The sequence below is a fragment of the Arthrobacter globiformis genome (genome assembly GCF_030817195.1).
In the GTDB taxonomy this organism is placed as follows: Bacteria; Actinomycetota; Actinomycetes; order Actinomycetales; family Micrococcaceae; genus Arthrobacter; species Arthrobacter globiformis_D.
The window spans coordinates 2,630,095-2,647,953 of sequence record NZ_JAUSYZ010000001.1 but is presented as its reverse complement, the minus strand read 5'-3'; the positions used below and the strand labels follow the sequence as shown (position 1 = coordinate 2,647,953).

Annotated in this window: 13 protein-coding genes and 1 pseudogene; 7 read left to right on the top strand and 7 right to left on the bottom strand. The window is 64.9% G+C overall.

All coding sequences use genetic code 11. The annotated features are described in order from the left end of the window. Window positions 1-184: 184 nt before the first annotated feature. The 6 genes from QF036_RS11920 to QF036_RS11895 form a co-directional block, all read right to left on the bottom strand. Window positions 185-499 carry a hypothetical protein gene (locus QF036_RS11920; protein ID WP_307102055.1) on the bottom strand — a complete coding sequence of 105 codons (315 nt, stop codon included), beginning with the start codon at window positions 497-499 and terminating at the stop codon, window positions 185-187. Between the two features lie 1,751 nt (window positions 500-2,250). Continuing rightward, complete coding sequence (locus QF036_RS11915) at window positions 2,251-2,907, bottom strand: amino acid ABC transporter permease (RefSeq protein WP_307102053.1); 657 nt, start codon at window positions 2,905-2,907, stop codon at window positions 2,251-2,253. Continuing rightward, window positions 2,904-3,542 carry an amino acid ABC transporter permease gene (locus QF036_RS11910; RefSeq protein WP_307102051.1) on the bottom strand — a complete coding sequence of 213 codons (639 nt, stop codon included), beginning with the start codon at window positions 3,540-3,542 and terminating at the stop codon, window positions 2,904-2,906. Before QF036_RS11910 ends, QF036_RS11915 begins: the two co-directional genes overlap by 4 nt. A gap of 4 nt (window positions 3,543-3,546) precedes the next feature. After that, window positions 3,547-4,329 carry an amino acid ABC transporter ATP-binding protein gene (locus QF036_RS11905; RefSeq protein ID WP_307102048.1) on the bottom strand — a complete coding sequence of 261 codons (783 nt, stop codon included), beginning with the start codon at window positions 4,327-4,329 and terminating at the stop codon, window positions 3,547-3,549. A gap of 20 nt (window positions 4,330-4,349) precedes the next feature. Further along, window positions 4,350-5,360, bottom strand: coding sequence for an ornithine cyclodeaminase family protein (locus QF036_RS11900; protein WP_307102047.1), 1,011 nt, complete (start codon window positions 5,358-5,360; stop codon window positions 4,350-4,352). Window positions 5,361-5,365: 5 nt separating this feature from the next. Then, complete coding sequence (locus QF036_RS11895) at window positions 5,366-6,208, bottom strand: ABC transporter substrate-binding protein (RefSeq protein WP_307102045.1); 843 nt, start codon at window positions 6,206-6,208, stop codon at window positions 5,366-5,368. A 226-nt stretch (window positions 6,209-6,434) separates the two neighbouring features. On the opposite strand from QF036_RS11895, the gene QF036_RS11890 reads away from it, so the two are divergent. From QF036_RS11890 to QF036_RS11860, 7 genes and pseudogenes are all read left to right on the top strand, one after another. Next, window positions 6,435-7,115 carry a GntR family transcriptional regulator gene (locus QF036_RS11890; RefSeq protein WP_306920308.1) on the top strand — a complete coding sequence of 227 codons (681 nt, stop codon included), beginning with the start codon at window positions 6,435-6,437 and terminating at the stop codon, window positions 7,113-7,115. Window positions 7,116-7,339: 224 nt separating this feature from the next. Then, entirely contained in the window at window positions 7,340-8,530 is a 1,191-nt protein-coding gene (locus QF036_RS11885; RefSeq protein WP_307102043.1) for an NAD(P)/FAD-dependent oxidoreductase, read from the top strand. Between the two features lie 44 nt (window positions 8,531-8,574). After that, a complete protein-coding gene (gene hglS, locus QF036_RS11880) occupies window positions 8,575-9,987 on the top strand; it encodes a 2-oxoadipate dioxygenase/decarboxylase (protein ID WP_307102041.1) in 1,413 nt (470 codons plus the stop codon). 34 nt (window positions 9,988-10,021) lie between these two features. Then, window positions 10,022-11,548 (top strand): L-piperidine-6-carboxylate dehydrogenase, encoded by a 1,527-nt coding sequence (gene amaB, locus QF036_RS11875; RefSeq protein ID WP_307102039.1) that lies wholly within the window; start codon window positions 10,022-10,024, stop codon window positions 11,546-11,548. A gap of 80 nt (window positions 11,549-11,628) precedes the next feature. Beyond that, entirely contained in the window at window positions 11,629-12,768 is a 1,140-nt protein-coding gene (locus QF036_RS11870) for a Glu/Leu/Phe/Val family dehydrogenase (RefSeq protein ID WP_307102037.1), read from the top strand. A gap of 35 nt (window positions 12,769-12,803) precedes the next feature. Beyond that, window positions 12,804-15,665 carry an FAD-binding and (Fe-S)-binding domain-containing protein gene (locus QF036_RS11865; protein ID WP_307102035.1) on the top strand — a complete coding sequence of 954 codons (2,862 nt, stop codon included), beginning with the start codon at window positions 12,804-12,806 and terminating at the stop codon, window positions 15,663-15,665. A gap of 245 nt (window positions 15,666-15,910) precedes the next feature. Further along, window positions 15,911-16,527: pseudogene (locus tag QF036_RS11860) on the top strand (recombinase family protein). Window positions 16,528-16,617: 90 nt separating this feature from the next. On the opposite strand, the gene QF036_RS11855 reads toward QF036_RS11860, so the two are convergent. Continuing rightward, window positions 16,618-17,847 (bottom strand): MFS transporter, encoded by a 1,230-nt coding sequence (locus QF036_RS11855; protein WP_307102033.1) that lies wholly within the window; start codon window positions 17,845-17,847, stop codon window positions 16,618-16,620. Window positions 17,848-17,859 lie beyond the last annotated feature (12 nt).

Here is a 17,859-nt window from a genome sequence, read left to right as displayed (position 1 = left end):
CCCGTCGTTACGTCCCTCTCGCATCACCCGAAGTGCTGACGCATTCCGACAGCTGAACCAGGCACAGGCCTTGAGGCGCTGCCTTATCTCCGTAATCCGCTGCGAAACGAAGGTCCTCACTTTTTGCGTAAACAACTCCCACGAGTCACCGCGTTCACCCAACGGATACCCATGGGCAGTACATCTAATCGGCCCGCGGTGTAGCGGCATTGCTGATTGAGGGACGTTGCCCGGACCGGTAGGCAGACGCGATGACTGGTTCGAGTTCGTCGATCACGGTACGGTTCCCGGGGAGAACCACATGGGCGAGAAATTCCGATTCGAGCGTGGCAACCCCGGCTGCCACCGCTGCGAGTTTGGCCTCAGTCGATAGGGCGAAGGCATGCCAAACCCTGCGGGCATTGTGCTCCAGGACTTTTGCTGTAGCTTCTCGGCCAGGGACCTCCGCCGCGCCACCCGGGACAGCAGGGATTCCGTCGGGCTGCGGCAAAGTGATCACAATGCGGAACTGCCTTCCGCAGGCCCTGAACGCGATGGCGCTGAGGCGCCCGCGCTGACTGAAACGAACATCCGTCGCCCCAAAGTCCAGGAGCGCACGCTCGACATGTTCCCGTGAAGCCCCAACGCTGAGGGAGTCACCACGTGTGTAAAAACTCCTGGAATCAAAAGTTGCCATCGTCTAACTATGCGCCCCCATGCCGCCGTTCGACTGCCTTCAGCGTATCAGCGGGATGAACAATGCAAGGAAGGATTTTCTTGGTAGCTGCACCTCACGTCGGAACACCCACCAAAATGCACAGCGTCATGCAGTAGACGCCGCAGGTAACGATGAAGAAACAGGAAGACACTACGAACCGGACAGGAGAAACCCAGTGAAGGACCAACGATGCGGAAATGGAGTCCGAGCCAGATTTTTCTCAGGTCATGTTGCCCAGGCCACGGACGTCCATGAACTGGTAACGAAGGACGCACCGTCGAGTCAGGAAGGCAGGGAGGCAGCCGGTCACCAATGAAAAAGGCCCCCGAAGGGGCCCACACACCACAATTTGTCCACACTCAGAGGCTAAAAAGCCTCTGAACAGGGAAAACACGTGCCCGAGGTGGGACTCGAACCGGGCGCCAACCTCTGAAATCCCGCCACTCCCCCGAAAACATCCCCAATCCGGCCCAGTCCGGCGCCGGTACAGCCGAATCCGAAGCCCAGGGTGTGCACATTGTGCACACCCTCTTTTGTGAGCATTTTCGGTCGCAACCCATCCGAGTGTGACGGTCCCTTGGGGCGTTGGGAATCCCTTTCCACCGCCTGTTGCCGCGCCGCTGTGACAGCGTTCTCCGGTTCAGCTGGAATCCGACGCACGACAAGGGTGAGCAGAGATGCACTGAGCAAGCCGAGAGTTGGGGTTCAACGAGCGTCATCGCCTTGGGACCTCCTTCGAGCATCTCATGGGCGGAGACCACAGAAGAAGGCATGACCCGAACCTCTCCCTATCCAGCACGGGACTACTCTGCTTCGAAGGTGTTGTTCGTAGCTGATGCGCGTGCTTCCTGTGCCTGGGTCTTTGCAGGTGCCGCGTCGTTCACAAAGGCGGCACCAGCGGCGCCGGCACCCAGGCCGGCGACGCTGATTCCGTATGGCTGATATTTGGGATTTCGTCAGGCTGCAGTCGTCCCCTGGCCAGATGACGGGTCTGTGATCGACGCCAGCACCAATACTTGGCGCTGCTCGTTCAGAGTGGCCGTGTCCGGTTCTCTATGAGGTTCTTCATGACCAGTGTGGAGCTCAGGCGCTGGAGGCCGGGCAGGGCGGAGATATTCTCGTCGTAATGCCCTTCTCCTAACCGGCTGCTTCCGAGGCGGCTTTTGCGGAAGCGACTTGCGACCCTCGTGACGTAAGGCCAAGCGGGAGACGCGCCACCACTTATCGGCGTTCGAAAATCCCGAGACTGGCCGCTGGGTCGAGCATTGATTACGCTGGCACCCATTCCTCACGCACGCCGTCGATGAACTCCGGCCTTCGGTCTCCAACCTACCGGTTCTCGGCGAAGCGGGCCGGAAGGCGTGGGACAGGCAGTGGCGTCCCGGACTGCCTGAAGGCGGGTGCTCGTTTATTCAGTCTGTCTCCGAGCCGACACAGTGGTCGCATCCGGCCTCGCACTCGTCTGCAAGAAATCCGCGCGCAGCCTTCATGCGCGTAGCTTCCGCGGTTTCTGGTGCTCTTTGAAGGAGTAAGCTCATATCCGGCTTCCGTCTCTAAAGGTGTTTGGCTAGGTGCTTTTCTGCGCCCACGGAAAGCCAAGTGGCGGGAATCGAAATCGCTGCATAGATGGCACCGGCAATGATGAACAGATTCAAGTATTTGAAGGAGGATGAGCCCGCTGAGTAGGCCTGGCTCATGAGTTCGGGAACAGCCACGGAGTATGCAAGGGACGTCGCTTGGAACAGCAGGACGGCGAATCCCATCAGGGCCGGCAGCGCAATCCGCAAGCCCTGTGGGATGATGACGAAGCGCAGCGTGTCCGCGTGGCTCATCCCGAGCGCCTGGGCACCTTCAATCTCACCGCCGGGAACCGCGGCGAGGCCGCCGCGGATGTACTCGGCCATGTAGGCAGCGGCGGTCCACGTCAGGGCGAGCGTTGCTGAGGCGAAGGCAGTCAATGTGATGCTGGCGTTGGGAAGCCCGTAGTACATCAGCTGCAGGAGCACCAGCGCGGGGGCGCCGCGTCCGACCTCCACGAAGAAGGTTGAGGTCCAGCGCAAGGCTGTGTTCCTGGACGTGATGCCGAGCGCGAAAACAAGGGCGAAGACGGTGCCGAAGAGCAGGCTGAGGCCGGTCAGGGCGAGGCTGATTTTCAGGCCGCCGAGCAGGGTGGGGCCGTAGTCGATGATGTCTTGGAGGATGGTGTTCATCGGGCCACGGCCTTCCGCATTTTGATGTCCAGGTTCCGGGAGAGCATGCCCAGCGGCATGCTGAGCATGATGTAGATGGCTGCGGCGATGAAGTACACCACGATGCCCTGCCCGGACATGCGGGCGTTTTGTTGGGTGAGATACACAATCTCCGCGACGCCGATGGTGGACACGACGGAGGAATCCTTCAGCAGGCCGATGCCGTAGGTGGTAAAGCCGGGGATGGCCACACGAAGTCCCTGCGGACCGATGATCCGGGTCCACAGGGTGAACCTGTCCAGGCCAAGGGCTTCGCTGGCCTCCCACTGTCCGGCGTTGACTGCCCCAAGGGCGCCACGGAAAATCTCGGTCAGGTAGGCGCCGGCAACGACGCCGAGTCCGATGACGCCGGCCCAGAAGGCACTGAGCTTGAAGGTGCCGACGCTGATTCCGTAGAAGAGGATGAACAGCCAGACGATGGGCGGGATGCCCCGCAGGATGTCGATGACGGCCCGGGTCAGGAATCGGACGGCGGTCCGGCCGGAACGGAGGCCCGCCAGCAGGGGCAGTGCCACCAGGCTGCCGATGCCTAGGGAAACCGCGGTCACCAGGAGCGTCATTGGCAGGCCGAGGGCGATGGCTTTGAGGATATCCATGTGCTCAGCGCTCCAGTACAGCGCGAAGGAAGCGGCGGGTGCGCTCGTGCTCCGGTTCGCGCATGATCCGGTGCGGATCCCCCTGTTCGATGATGCCGCCGTCAGCCATGACAACCAAGGTGTCGGAGACATTCGCGGCGAAGCCCATTTCATGGGTCACCACGATCATGGTCATACCGTCGGAGGCCAGCTCCTTCATGACCTCCAGGACTTCGACGCCGACCTCCGGATCAAGCGCGGACGTGGGCTCGTCAAAGAGCATCACCTGCGGTCCGAGCGCCAGGGCGCGGGCGATGGCGATGCGCTGCTGCTGCCCGCCGGAGCACCGCGACGGGTATTGCTTCGCCTTGTCTGCCAACCCCATGCGGCCCAGAAGCTCCATGGACTTGGTGTCCGCTTCCTCACGGCTGCGGCCGAGGATGCGCTGCTGGGGCAGGCTGATATTGCGCAGCACGGTCATGTGCGGGAACAGGTTGAAGTGCTGGAAAACCATGCCGGCGCTGCGCCGCAAGGGCGCCAGGCTCTTGGCGGAGAGCGGCTTGGATGCGTCGATGCGGTGGCTGCAGATCTCGATCTGGCCTTTGTCCGGCCTTTCCAGCAGGTTGATGCAGCGAAGTAGTGTGGACTTGCCGGCGCCGGACGGACCGATCATGGCGGTCACTGTGCCGGGCGCGACCTCCAGGGTGACGTCCCTGAGGACCACGTGGTCTCCGTAGGCCTTGGCCAAGTTGGTTACCCTCACAGCCGTTTGCCCTGTGGTGAGGGGGTCCTTAGCGATGCTTTGCATTCTGAAGTCCTTTCGGTGGGTCAATTGGGCTCAGCCGGCGGAAGCGCCGGCGAACCATTACCGGAGAGCCACAGCCGGTGGATGGCTGCCGCGATGGCAAGGTCCTGCCAGGGCATTCCCGTGGTTTTGAAGACGGCTGGCCTGCTGGTAGACGGTGCGGGCGGGCCGTTCTGTTGCAGGCGGGCCAAGGTGATCAGGTTCTGCGGGTTCAGCTCCCCGTGGGCGACGGCGTCGATGACCTCGCCGGCCTCTGCCAGGGCGGTGTTGGCGGACTCAACGCAGATCCGTGCCCTGGCCATAAGCTCCCGGTCCAGTTCCCTGTTGCCTGATTGGTGGGAGCCGGTGGCCACGACGGTGGCACCGGGCCGCACGGAACGCCCGGAGAACAGCGGGGAAGGCGAGGCAGTGCAGCAGACCGTGACGTCCGCGCCGCCCACCAGCGCCTCTGCCTCCGCCAGGCCGTGCGATGATGCCTCGAGCCCGAGTTCCTCTGTTGCCTTCGTCGCCAGGCCCGCGGCGGCGCCGGGGTTCCGCGCGGCGACAGCGACTTTTTGCAGCCCGAAGACCGCGTGGAAGACCCTGATGTGTTCCCAGGCCTGGACACCGGCACCGAAGACAACTATCCGCGGGATTGTCCGGTGCCCCAGCAGCCGAAGGCCGAATGCTGAGACGGCCGGTGTGCGGATCCGGGTCAGGGCCGCGCCGTCGATGACGGCAGCGGGTTGTTGGGTATCGCCGGCGAAGAGGACATAGACGCCCTGGATGCCGGGCCTGCCCCTTGAGGTGTTGCCAGGCGTCAGAGTGAGGATTTTTGTTCCGGCGTAGTCCTGTGAGGCAGCGGGCATCTGGAGCAACTGGCCATGCGGTGTTTCCAGGCGGCTCCGGACGCCGTCGCGCTCGGGGTCGACGCCGCTGGACAGCGCGTCGCTGAGGGCCTGGACGGCTGCCATGGGCGGCAATGCCATGACGTGGTCCGGGCCGAGCACGGTGAGGGGCGGATCCACAACGGTCGGTGCCGCACTGATGGGCATGTGGCTCAGCCGATGAGTCGGGGTGCGCCCGTGTCGGCACCGGTTTCCGGGAGGCCGGCCCCCTTGAGCGCAGAACCGATCGTGCCATCGGATTTCATTGAGGTGATGGTTGCGTCCAGCGCAGCACCCAGCCCGCTGTTGGACTTGATGTAGGGGAAGGCGATCTGCGCTGGCTCCTTGGACGCCTTGACGCGGGCATCAGGCTGCACGGCAGTCACCTTGTACTTGGAGTCACCCTTGTACATCTCAACGGCGGATCCGTAGCTGTCGATCCCCGTGTCGATGCGGCCGGCTTTCAGGTCGGCCTGCATTTCCACGGCCGACGGGTAGATGGTCAGCTTGTCGCCGAGCAAGGCCTTCAAGTCGGGAACCCAGAGGTATCCATCAACAGTGCCCACCTTGCGGCTCTCGAGTGCGGAAACCTGATCGATGCCCTCGATGCTGACGGTGGCCATCTCGTCCGTGTAGACGGGGCTCGTCAGTCCGACGATCTTGTCCCTTTCCGAGGTCCGGTAGTAGGCGCCAATGGCGACGTCAGCACGGCTGGATTGCACCGCCGGGATGGTGCCCGCGTAAGACGTTGGCTCGGCTTTGATTTCGAGGCAGTTGCGCTTCGCGAATTCCTTGATGAGTTCACCGTCCACGCCGGCCAGCTGGCTGTTGGCGTAGGTGGAGAACGGCGGCAGTTCCGGGACGGCCACCGTGAGCGTGCCGGCACTAAGGGTTTGGAACGAAGCCGCAGGCTTGCAGTCGGCTGCCACCGTCTTTGCGGCGTCATTGCCGCATGCGGTCATCGAGGAGACGACGAGGGCGCCAAGGGCCGCAGCTGTCAGAACAGACTTCTTCATGGAGAGATCCTCTACTGGGGAATGGGAATGTGAGGCGCGACACCTAATCGGTTGTCGATTACTAATAACAGATCAGTTCAGCTCCCCTGTCAAGAGGCCCTTACTTTTGCGACGCCCGGTGGTTGCGAGGCGGGTTCCCTGCGATTTCGGGCCACGCCGGAAGAGCGACTAGGAGTAAGCGCGAAGGGTGCTGGACAATGGATTACACAACACTCGGGAGGAAACCATGCAGCCCATATCATCCTGGGGCGGCCACGTCGACCCGTCAGCCCTCCAGCATCTGACCCTGAAGGATTCCGCCGAGGAAATCGTCCGCCGTGCACTCCTGAGCGGGTCCATGAAGCCCGGGCAGATCTACTCGGCCAACAGCCTCTCCGCCCAGTTGGGCGTGTCCAACAGCCCCACCCGCGAGGCCATGCTTGCACTTGCCGGCAAGGGACTCCTGGAAGTAGTGCGCAACCGCGGCTTCCGCGTGGTCGAGATGTCCGATCGCGACAAGCAGGAGGTCTATGACCTCCGCCTTCTTATCGAAGTCGAAGCCGTGCGACGCGTGACCGCTGCAGGCATCGGTGAGTCCGAGTCCGTGGCCCTGAAGGCCCTGGCGGACAAGACCATCGACGCTGCGGAGACCGAGAACATGCTCGAGTACCTGGAAACGGACCAGCAATTCCACTCCCACCTGGTGGGCCTGCTCGGAAACCGCCGGTGGACCGCCATTGTTGAAAACCTCAGGGACCAGTCCCGGATCACCGGCTCCTATCACCTGCAGGAGCGCGGCCTGCTCATGAGCAGCGCCGAGGAACACCGAGGCATCCTCGAGGCAGTCCTCGCCGGTGACGAGAAGCTCGCTGGCGAGCGAATGTCACGCCACCTGGACTACGCGCGCCCGGAGACCGGAAAGGACTGAGCTCTCCCAAGCACGACCTCCGCCCGCCCTGCGCCAGCAGGGCGGGCTTTTCTTTCGGCGCGACCGTGAGCATCCGTCGTCGTCCAACGGCCAAAAGATTAATCTTCTGCCAGCCTCTTGACGGCCATCGTGACACCAGTCACGATATAGGTAATCCATAACCCATTACCGATCGCTCTTCGCTACGCCCTCAGGGGGTGCGGGGCCCAGTTAGGAGAGATTTCATGGCCAATCAGGTTGTTCCGCTGGACTTGAGCTACGCCTATTCCCAGCCGACGGAAGCAGAAGTCGTCATTATCGGCGGCGGCATCATGGGTGTCAGCACGGCATGGCACCTGGCAGACCGCGGAGTGAAAAACATTGTCGTCATCGAACAGGCCGAACTGGGCAGCGGATCCTCCGCCAAGCCTCTCGGCGGCGTGCGGGCGAATTTTTCCGATCCGGGAAACATCATCCTGGGACAGCGGTCGCTGGCCGAGTACGCCAGGTTTCCGGAAAGGTTCGGTGCCGATATCGGCCTGCAGACCGTGGGGTACCTGTTCCTGTGCCGCTCCGCAGGCGAGGTCGCCGACCTGGAGCGGGCCACGGAGATCCAAAACTCCATGGGCGTGAACAGCCGCATGGTGTCCCCGTCCGAGGCCGGCAAGATCAATCCGCTGCTGGATCCGTCGGTTCTCGCGGCCGCATCTTTCTCTCCAGGTGACGGGTTTGCCGAGCCCGGCCTGGCCGTTGAAGCCTATGCCGCAGCAGCCCGGGAACGCGGGGTGACCTTCCTCAACCGCACCCAGGTGGTCCAGATCCAGCGCAACGGCCGGTCGATTGAAACCGTGATTACCAACCGTGGCACCATCCGCACCGGTGCGGTGGTGTGCTGTGCGGGTGCGTGGAGCGCCCGGATTGGCGACATGGCCGGCGTGGACCTGCCGGTCACGCCTGTGCGGCGGCTCATCGGCATGACCCGGCAGCGGGCCCGGCCCTTTCCACGCGTTCCCTTCACCCTGGACCTGTCCACCACCATGTACTTCCATAACTACCTCAATGGCCTGCTCGTGGGTATCTCCCATGAGCAGGAGGGCGGATTCTCCCGCGAGTTCAACTACGACTGGCTGCCGGAGTTCAACGCGGCCGCCTCGGTCTGCGCGCCCGAGCTGGAGAATCCCGACCTGGAGTGGGGCTGGGCCGGACTCTATGAGAACACCCCCGACCACAACGCCCTCATTGGGCAGGCGGAGGAACTTCCCGGGTTCTTCTACGCCACCGGGTTCTCCGGCCACGGTTTCCTCCAGGGCCCGGCCGTGGGTGAACTCGTGGCCGACCTATACCTCGGCAAGCCGACTTTCCTCGACCCTTCCCACTTCTCAGCGGACCGCTTCAAAGGGACTGAAACAGCCCTGCGGGAAGTCAACATCATCTGACCACCGAAACAGGCACTGACCACCCGACCAGAAAGGAACCATCCATGTCTTTCCGAGAACCCTGGCAGCTCCGGGCTGAATTCGCCCGCAGGTTATCGACGATGTACGGCGAGGAGGTCCCGGCGTACAACACCCTGGTGGACGTCTCCACCGCGGTCAACGAAGACTACCTGAGCAGCAAGGGCGCCGAAGCGGAACGCCTCGGAAGCATTTCCCGGGTCACGGCCGAAAGGCACGGCGCCATCCGGGTCGGATCCGCCGCGGAAATGGCCCAGGTTGCCCGCGTTTTCGCCGCCTTTGGCATGCACCCGGTGGGCTTCTACGACCTGCGGGACGCCTCCAAATCATCCGTGCCCGTCGTCTCCACCGCATTCCGCCCCGTCGACCCGGAGGAACTGGCCCGGAACCCGTTCCGCGTGTTCACCTCCATGCTGGCCGCCGACGACCCCCGCTTCTTCAGCGCGGAACTGCAGGAGCAACTGCGAAGGTTCATCGGTTCCCGCACCCTTTTCCCAAAAGAGCTGCTGAACCTGGCGGACAAGGCCGCGGCCGCGGGCGGCCTTGAGGACGACGAGGCGGACCGGCTCCTGGAGTTGGCCACCGCCGCATTCAAGCTGTCGGACGACCCCGTGGACCACGCCTGGTACAAGAAGCTCGAGGCGGTCTCCGCCGTTGCCTCCGACATCGGCGGGGTCAGCACCACGCACATCAACCACCTCACCCCCCGCGTGCTGGACATCGACGACCTCTACAGCCGGATGGAAGCCCAGGGGATCACCATGATCGACGAGATCCAGGGCCCGCCCCGCTGGGACGGACCCGACGTCCTGCTGCGGCAGACCTCGTTCCGGGCACTCTCGGAGGACCGGGTCTTCCGTTTTGAGGACGGCACCGTCGGCCCCGGGGAACTTCGGGTCCGCTTCGGCGAGGTCGAGCAGCGCGGCATTGCCCTCACTCCCGCAGGGCGCGACCTGTACGACAGGATGGTCGCCGAAACGGACCGCCGGCTGGCCGCCGGCCAGGGCAACGGCATCCGCGTCGACGTCGCCCGGGGGGTCTGGGAGGAAAACCTCCCCCGCACCGAGAAGGAACTGGCCCTGCAGAAACTCGCCTACTTCACATTCACCGTGGACGGCGACGCCCTGTGGAGCCATTACGGCGACTCCCTTCGTGGCGGGACCGTCTCACTGACGGAACTGATCGAACGGGGCGTCGCAGTTCCGGAGCCCATCGTCTACGAGGATTTCCTCCCCCGCTCCGCGGCCGGGATTTTCCAGTCCAACCTCACCGATGAAGGCTCCCGCGACGACGCGCAGGCCGGCACCGACTACGACATCACCGTGATGTCCACGATCGTCGGCCGCACCGTGGCCGATCCGAATGAGCTCTACCAGCGGCAGCAGGACGCCTCCGTTGCCGCGCTGGCAGAAGACCTGGGCACGACTGTCGAAGTCTGACCCGCAAACAACACGAACACTGAGGAGACAAAAAATGACTGAGACCATCCAGGAAACCGCCCTCGCAGCATCCGTCAGCCGCGCCCTTGAGGCCTGCGGCGTAACCGCCGATGCGCTCGGCGGCGACCATGAAGCGCGCAGCCCGCTCACGGGCGAAGTGCTGCTCACCGTCCCCAGTGCCACCGCTGACGAGGTCAACGAAGCCATCACGAAGGCCCACGAAGCCTTCCTGACCTGGCGCGAGGTCCCGGCTCCCGTGCGCGGCAACGTCATCAAGCGGTGGGGCGAACTGCTCACCGAGCACAAGGAGGACCTGGCGGTTCTCGTCCAGGCTGAGGCGGGAAAAATCACCTCCGAGGCTCTCGGCGAGGTCCAGGAAATGATCGACATCTGCGACTTCGCCGTCGGCCAGTCCCGCATGCTCTACGGCAAGACCATGCCGTCCGAGCGCCCGGGCCACCGGCTGCAGGAGACGTGGCACCCCCTGGGCGTGGTGGGTGTCATCTCCGCCTTCAACTTCCCCGTTGCCGTGTACTCCTGGAACACCGCCCTTGCCCTGGTCTGCGGTGACTCCGTTGTCTGGAAGCCGTCCGGCATCACGGTCCTGAGCGCCCTCGGCGCCCACGCCCTGCTGGCCCGCGCGATCAAGGACACCGGCGCACCGGCCGATATCCACCAGCTGGTCATCGCGGACCGCCATGCGGGCCAGGCGATCGTTGACGACCCGCGCGTGGCACTGGTCTCCGCCACCGGCTCCGTCCGTCTGGGGCAGGAGATCGCCCCGCGCATCGCCGCCCGCTTTGGCCGCGCCCTGCTGGAACTCGGCGGCAACAACGCAGCCATCGTCGCCCCCAGCGCCGACCTGGACCTCGCCCTGCGCGGCATCGTCTTCGCCGCCGCCGGCACCGCCGGACAGCGCTGCACCACCATGCGCCGTCTGATCGTGCACGAGTCCATCGTCGACGAGCTCACCGAGAAGCTCATCAGCGCCTACGGCACGCTCCGCATCGGCGATCCGACGGACCCGTCCACCCTGGTGGGCCCGCTCATCAACAAGAAGAGCTTCAACGACATGCAGGGCGCCCTCGCCGACGCCAAGGCCCAGGGCGGTACCGTCGTGACCGGCGGCGGCCGTGTCCTCGCCGACGAGCGCCCTGACGCCTTCTACGTTGAACCCGCCATCGTCCGGATGCCCCAGCAGAGCGAGGTGGTCCAGGACGAAACCTTCGCACCCATCCTGTACGTGCTGACCTACAGCGACTTCTCCGAGGCGATCGCGCTGCAGAACGGCGTGCCGCAGGGCCTGTCCTCCGCCATCTTCACCAATGACCAGGCCGAAGCCGAGAGGTTCATCTCTGCCGCCGGGTCGGACTGCGGCATCGCCAACGTCAACATCGGAACCTCCGGTGCCGAGATCGGCGGTGCGTTCGGCGGCGAAAAGGAGACCGGCGGCGGACGCGAGTCCGGTTCCGACTCCTGGCGCGTGTACATGCGGCAGGCAACCAACACCATCAACTACTCAGGCGAACTCCCCCTCGCCCAGGGCGTCAAGTTCCTCTGACCCCTGCCGCTGTGGCCCGGTCACGCCGGCCGGGCCACAGCCGTCCTTTCTCGCACAGCACATCTAGGAGCGCACCGCCGATGGCAAGCATGTTCGACCTCATGGACGAATGGGGTCCTGAGAAAATCGTCGCGGTCAGCGACGCCAAGACGGGGATGAAAGGCGTCCTCGTCATCGACAACACCTCCCGCGGCATCGGCAAGGGAGGCACCCGGATGCAGCCGGGAGTCACCGTCGAGGAGATCGCCCGCCTCGCCCGCGTCATGACCTGGAAGTGGGCTGGCGTCGACCTGTTCTACGGCGGGGCGAAGGCCGGCATCCAGGCCGATCCGCGTTCCCCCTACAAGGAGGAAATCCTGCGGTCCTTCGTCCGCCGGCTCTCCAACGAAGTTCCCCGCGAATACGTCTTCGGCCTGGACATGGGCCTCACCGAGAACGATGCCGCGATCATTGTGGACGAACTCGGAGACCGGGGTTCCGCCGTCGGCACCCCCTACGAGCTGGGCGGCGTGCCCTACGACCAGCTGGGCATCACCGGGTATGGCGTGGCCGAAGTCGTTGACCAGGCCGCGAGCCGGCAGGGGCTGCAGGGTTCGCGTGTGGCTGTGCAGGGCTTCGGTGCCGTGGGGCACGCCGCCGCCTCGCGGCTGCATGAGCTGGGCTACCAGGTGGTGGCGATATCCACTGCCGAGGGCGCCATCGCGGACCCGTCCGGGCTGGACATCCCCGAGTTGCTGCGCCGCCGCAGCGAGTCCGGAGACGCCCTGGTCGCTGATGTCCCTGAGCTGAAGATCGACCCGGGCGACGAGCTCTTCGTGGACGCAGAAATCGCGGTCCCGGCGGCCCTGCAGGACGTGATCGACGCGTCCGCCGCGGAGCGGATGGGTGCCCGCCTCGTCGTCGAAGGCGCGAATCTGCCCACCAGTCCCGAAGCCCAGCAAGTGCTGCTGCGGCGCGGCGTCACCGTGGTGCCGGACTTCGTGGCCAACGCCGGCGGCGTGGTCAGCGCGGCCTTCGCCATGGATGCCCGCTATTCGCCCTTCCGGGCGGCGACGGAGTCCATCTTCACCACGGTGTCGGAGAAGCTTCGCGCCAACACCGTCACGGTGCTCGAAGCGGCAGAGAGCCGTTCGGTGACCAGCCACGAAGCGGCCCGGAGCCTTGCCCAGGAACGTGTCCGCGCCGCCATGCTGCTGCGCGGCAAGCCGTTGCCGCACTAGCATCAGCCATCAAGACCAAACCAGGAGTATGAGCAATGGCCCCGTCAATAAACCGAGCCGGTCACGCGGCAGCAGAGGCGCTCGTTGACGAGCTGCGGCGTCTGGGGCTGGAAGGAACCGTCGACGACTCGTCCCTCACGCGGGGCCTGTATTCGACCGATGCCTCCAATTACCGGGTGGTGCCGGAGGTGGTGGTTCTTCCGCGATCGAAGGGGGACGTCATCACCACGGTGCAGGCGGCGGGCAGGCACCAGGTTCCTGTTACCGTCCGCGGGGCCGGCACATCGTGTGCCGGCAACGCGGTCGGCCCGGGTGTGGTCATCGACTTCTCCCGGTTCATGAACCGGGTCCTGTCGGTCACCCCGGAGAGTTCGACGGCGGTCGTGGAACCCGGCGTCGTGCTGAACACCTTGCAGGCAGCAGCCCAGCCGTTCGGGCTCAGGTTCGGACCGGACCCGTCTACCGCAACCCGCTGCACCCTCGGCGGGATGATCGGCAACAACGCCTGCGGCCCGCACGGGCTCTCCTACGGCCGCACCGCAGACAACGTCGTGTCCATGACATGGCTGACCGGCCGCGGCGACGTCGTTACGGTTGACTCCGGAGCCGATGCCCTGGACGCCGTCCCGGGACTGGCGTCGTTCGTGGACGACCACCTGGCGGTGCTGCGCACGGAGTTCGGCCGCTTCGGCCGCCAGATCTCCGGCTACTCCCTGGAGCACCTGCTGCCGGAGAACGGCCGCAACCTGGCCGCGGCACTTGTCGGCACTGAAGGCAGCTGTGGCATCCTCCTGGAAGCCACCGTCAAGCTTGTCCCCCGCGCCACCGCGCCTGCACTGGCCGTGTTGGGGTACAGCGACATGGCCACCGCTGCCGACGACGTGCCCAACCTCCTGCCCTTCCGCCCGCTCGCGCTCGAAGGGCTGGACGCCCAGCTCGTGAACGTGGTGCGCCGCGCCCATGGCGCAGCGGGCGTTCCAGACCTGCCCGCCGGCGGCGGCTGGCTGATGGCTGAGGTCGGCGGGGACACCTCCGAAGAGGCCATCGAAGCAGCCGGCAAGCTCGTCGCCGCTGCCAGCGCCATCGAGGCCATCGTCCTGCCCGCCGGTCCCGAAGCCGTCCGGCTGTGGCAGATCCGTGCCGATGGGGCAGGCCTCGCCGGGCGCACGGCTGCCGGGGAGCAGGCCTGGCCCGGCTGGGAGGACTCCGCCGTCCCGCCCGAAAAACTGGGCGGCTATCTGCGCGGCATGGAAGCGCTCATGGCCGAGGAGGGCCTCTCCGGTCTGGCCTACGGCCACTTCGGGGACGGGTGCGTGCACGTCCGCATCGACTTTCCGCTGGAGCGCGACGTCGTGCTCATGCGCCGGTTCCTGGAACGCGCCGCCGCCCTCGCTGCAGATCACGGCGGCTCCCTCTCCGGCGAACACGGCGACGGCCGGGCCCGGTCGGAACTGCTGAAGACCATGTACAGCCAGGAAGCCCTGAAGGCCATGGAACAGTTCAAGGCGCTGCTTGATCCCGAGGACCTGATGAACCCGGGCATCGTGGTCCGTCCGGCGCCGCTCGACGCCGACCTGCGCCGGCCCCAGGCACTGGAGCTGAAGGCCACCGACGGCTTTGCATTCGCCCACGACGACGGCGACATCACCAAGGCGGTGCACCGCTGCGTCGGCGTCGGGAAATGCCGCGCCGACCTGCGCCCACAAGGCGGCTTCATGTGCCCCTCCTACATTGCCACGCTGGACGAGAAGGACTCCACCCGCGGCCGGGCCCGCACACTGCAGGAAATGCTCAACGGCGGTGTAGTCACCCTGGGCTGGAGCTCCCCCGAGGTCCACGACGCCCTCGACCTGTGCCTGAGCTGCAAGGCCTGCGCGAATGACTGCCCCACCGGGATCGACATGGCCATGTTCAAGTCCGAAACGCTACACCAGACCTACAAGGGACGCCTCCGCCCGCTCAGCCACTACACGCTAGGCAGGCTCCCGCAGTGGCTGAAACTCGCTGCACCGGCCGCCCTGCTGATCAATCTCGTCAGCCGGGTGCCGGCGCTGCGGAAGCTGATGATGACCATGATGGGCGCAGACACCCGCCGATCGCTGCCGCCGCTTCCACTGGTGCCGTTCCGCTGGAGCAGACCAGCCCGACGCTCCCTCACACCGGCCGCCGCCAGCGGCCCTCAACACGGCCCAAAAGTCCTGGTCTGGGTCGACTCATTCTCCGACGCCATGGCCCCCGGCATTCCCCGCGACGCCCTTGTGGTGCTGGCGGCGGCCGGTGCCGACGTCGAAATCGCCGGCCCCGGTGCCTGCTGCGGCCTCACCCTCATCTCCACCGGCCAGCTCACGGCCGCCAAAGCCAAGCTCCGGAAAACCCTTGACCTGCTCATCCCGCACGTCCGGGAAGGCCGCACCATCGTCGGACTCGAACCCAGCTGCACCGCCACCCTGCGCTCCGACCTGCTCGAACTGCTCCCCGACGACCCCCGCGCAGCCGAGCTCGCACGGTCCGTGAAGACCGTCGCGGAGTTCCTGACCTCCATCAACTGGACCCCGCCTCAGGTCGCGGAGAAACTCCTCGTCCAGCCCCACTGCCACCAGTACTCGGTCATGGGGTACGGCGCGGACCAGGCGCTGCTGGAAGCCATGGGCTGCGACGTCGAAACCTCATCGGGTTGCTGCGGCTTGGCCGGGAACTTCGGAATGGAAAGAGGCCACTACGAGGTTTCCGAAAACATCGCCCGCGCCGGGATCCTTGCTAAGTCAGACGCCGCACCGGACCGGAAGATCATGGCCGACGGCTTCTCCTGCCGCACCCAGGTCCAGGATCTCGCCGGGCTCGAGAGCCGGCACCTCGTCCAGGTCATCGCCGAAGCACTCAAGGCTGAAACCGGTTAAAAGTCATGCTCGTTGCTCGTGTCGCTATCACTGCCACTATCCATTGTCGGCCGGCCGGAACACGCGTGGCAGGACCCACCTGGCCTTGGCGAAAATTGCCGGGCAGCTCAGCGCCTAGGGATGCTTCCCTATTCAGACGTCACGTTGAAGCACACCCCAGTCTGACAACGGAGTATCCGGGGCCTTGACTTCCTTGTAGGACGGCTCTAGAACTCAACCTTACAAGCGGAGGTTTGGAGGCAGCAGTGGCCGGACAGCGGATCGGGTATGTGCGGGTGAGCACGTTGGACCAGAACGACAGACGTCAGCTCGAGGGTCCAGGTTCTGGACCGGGTCTTCACGGACAAGGCCTCCGGCAGGGACACCGCCAGGCCGGAGCTCACGGAACTGCTGCGGTTCGCCAGAGACGGGGATACCGTCGTAGTGCACAGCATGGACCGGCTCGCCCGCAACCTCGACGACTTACGTGCCCTCGTCCAAGGCCTAACCCGCAAGGGCGTGCGGGTGGAGTTCGTCAAAGAGAGCCTGGTTTTCACCGGCGAGGACTCCCCCATGGCCAACCTCTTGCTCTCCGTCATGGGGGCCTTCGCCGAATTCGAACGCTCCCTCATCAGGGAACGACAGCGGAAAGGCATCGCCCTCGCTAAGCAACGTTGGGGCCTACAAAGGACGTTAAAGACCCTGACACCAGAACGGGCCGCCGAACTGGTCCAGCGCGCCGGCAGCGGTGTACCGGAAGCCTTACTTTGCCCGTGACTACGGAATCAGCAGGGAAACCGTCTACCAGTACCTGCGCCGCCAAACTGAATTAAACCGCTCCCCTCCTACCTGCAGTCGTCGTACCTTTGCCCTGAGCGCGTAGCTTGACGGAAGGTCCTATCGGCTTTTTTAGAACCGAAGGGGACGGCTACCAGCTGCGTACCAAGAATGTCCCATAGGTAGCGAATCAAATTCAGATTTGGGAAGCCGAATGGATTCCTGATGGGCTGCTGATTACCTTGTCACGTCCGGCGAGCAGGCCTGTCACGGCGAGGACCGCCATAACGCCGGCGGTGAGGAACAGCGGAAGTGCCCAGTCTCCGCTCAGGTCGCGAAGACCACCAAAAATGACTGGGCCCGCTGCGCCCAGGCCGTAACCTACGGATTGCGCCATGCCTGATAGCGAGGCTGCCTGCGGGTAGTTCACGGTTCGGAGGCTGAACAGAGACAGGGCGATGACAATGAGGCTCCCGCACCCAATTGCCCCCAGTAGGACCCACAGCAATACGAGGTCGGGCGCGAGTGCGAGCCCCAAGAATGTTACGAACGTGAGCGCGGCACTCGTGAAGGATACGAGCCGCTGGTCCGAACCCCGGTGAAGGATGCCCCCTGTGGCAAGGCTGGCAAAGACGCTGATGAGCAGGAAAACGGAGAGGTGGATGCCAGCGGTGCTGGCGGGCACCCCGCGGCTCTGCTCGATGGTTGGAAGCCATGCCATCAGGACGTAGAAGGCGATCGATTGCAGTCCCATGAAGATCGTCACCTGCCAGCCCAATGCTGAGGCCCAGGGCGACCGGTAGGAGGTATCCGTCGCGCTGCCATGCATGGTGGCTGTCCTGTGCCGGCGCAGCCACGGCATGAGTACGGCCATGGCGATGAGGGCCAGCCCCACCCAGATTCCGAGCGCAAGCCGCCATCCTGCCGGGGATGTTTGGGCAACGGGAACCACGACGGCGGCGCCCACTGCGGCGAAGGCAGCCTGTGTGGCCGTATAGCTTCCGGTGACCCGGCTGACCGTCGTTGGAAAGTCACGCTTCACGAGCGAGGGGACCAGGACATTGAGAAACGCGATCGCCAGGCCGATCAATGCTGTGCCCGCCCAAATGAAGCCCGGCACGGCCAGGGATCGGGCCACGATGCCCAGGGCGAGGATCAACAGGGACATCCACAGCGCGCGGTCCAAGCCCAGGCGGGCAGCGAAACGGGGCGCCACGGGTGAGAACACGGCGAAAGCAATGAGCGGAAGACCCGTGAGAAATCCTGCTGCTGCGCCGGACAGGCCCAGGTCGCTGCTGATGTTCGCGAGGACCGGTCCCACGCTGACAAACGACACCCGAAGGTTTACGGCAATGAGCAGAACGCCAATGAAGGCGAAACCGATGCTGGCGGTGCGGTCCGGCGCGTTTCGAGGAGCAGCGGGCATCGTGCGTTCTTA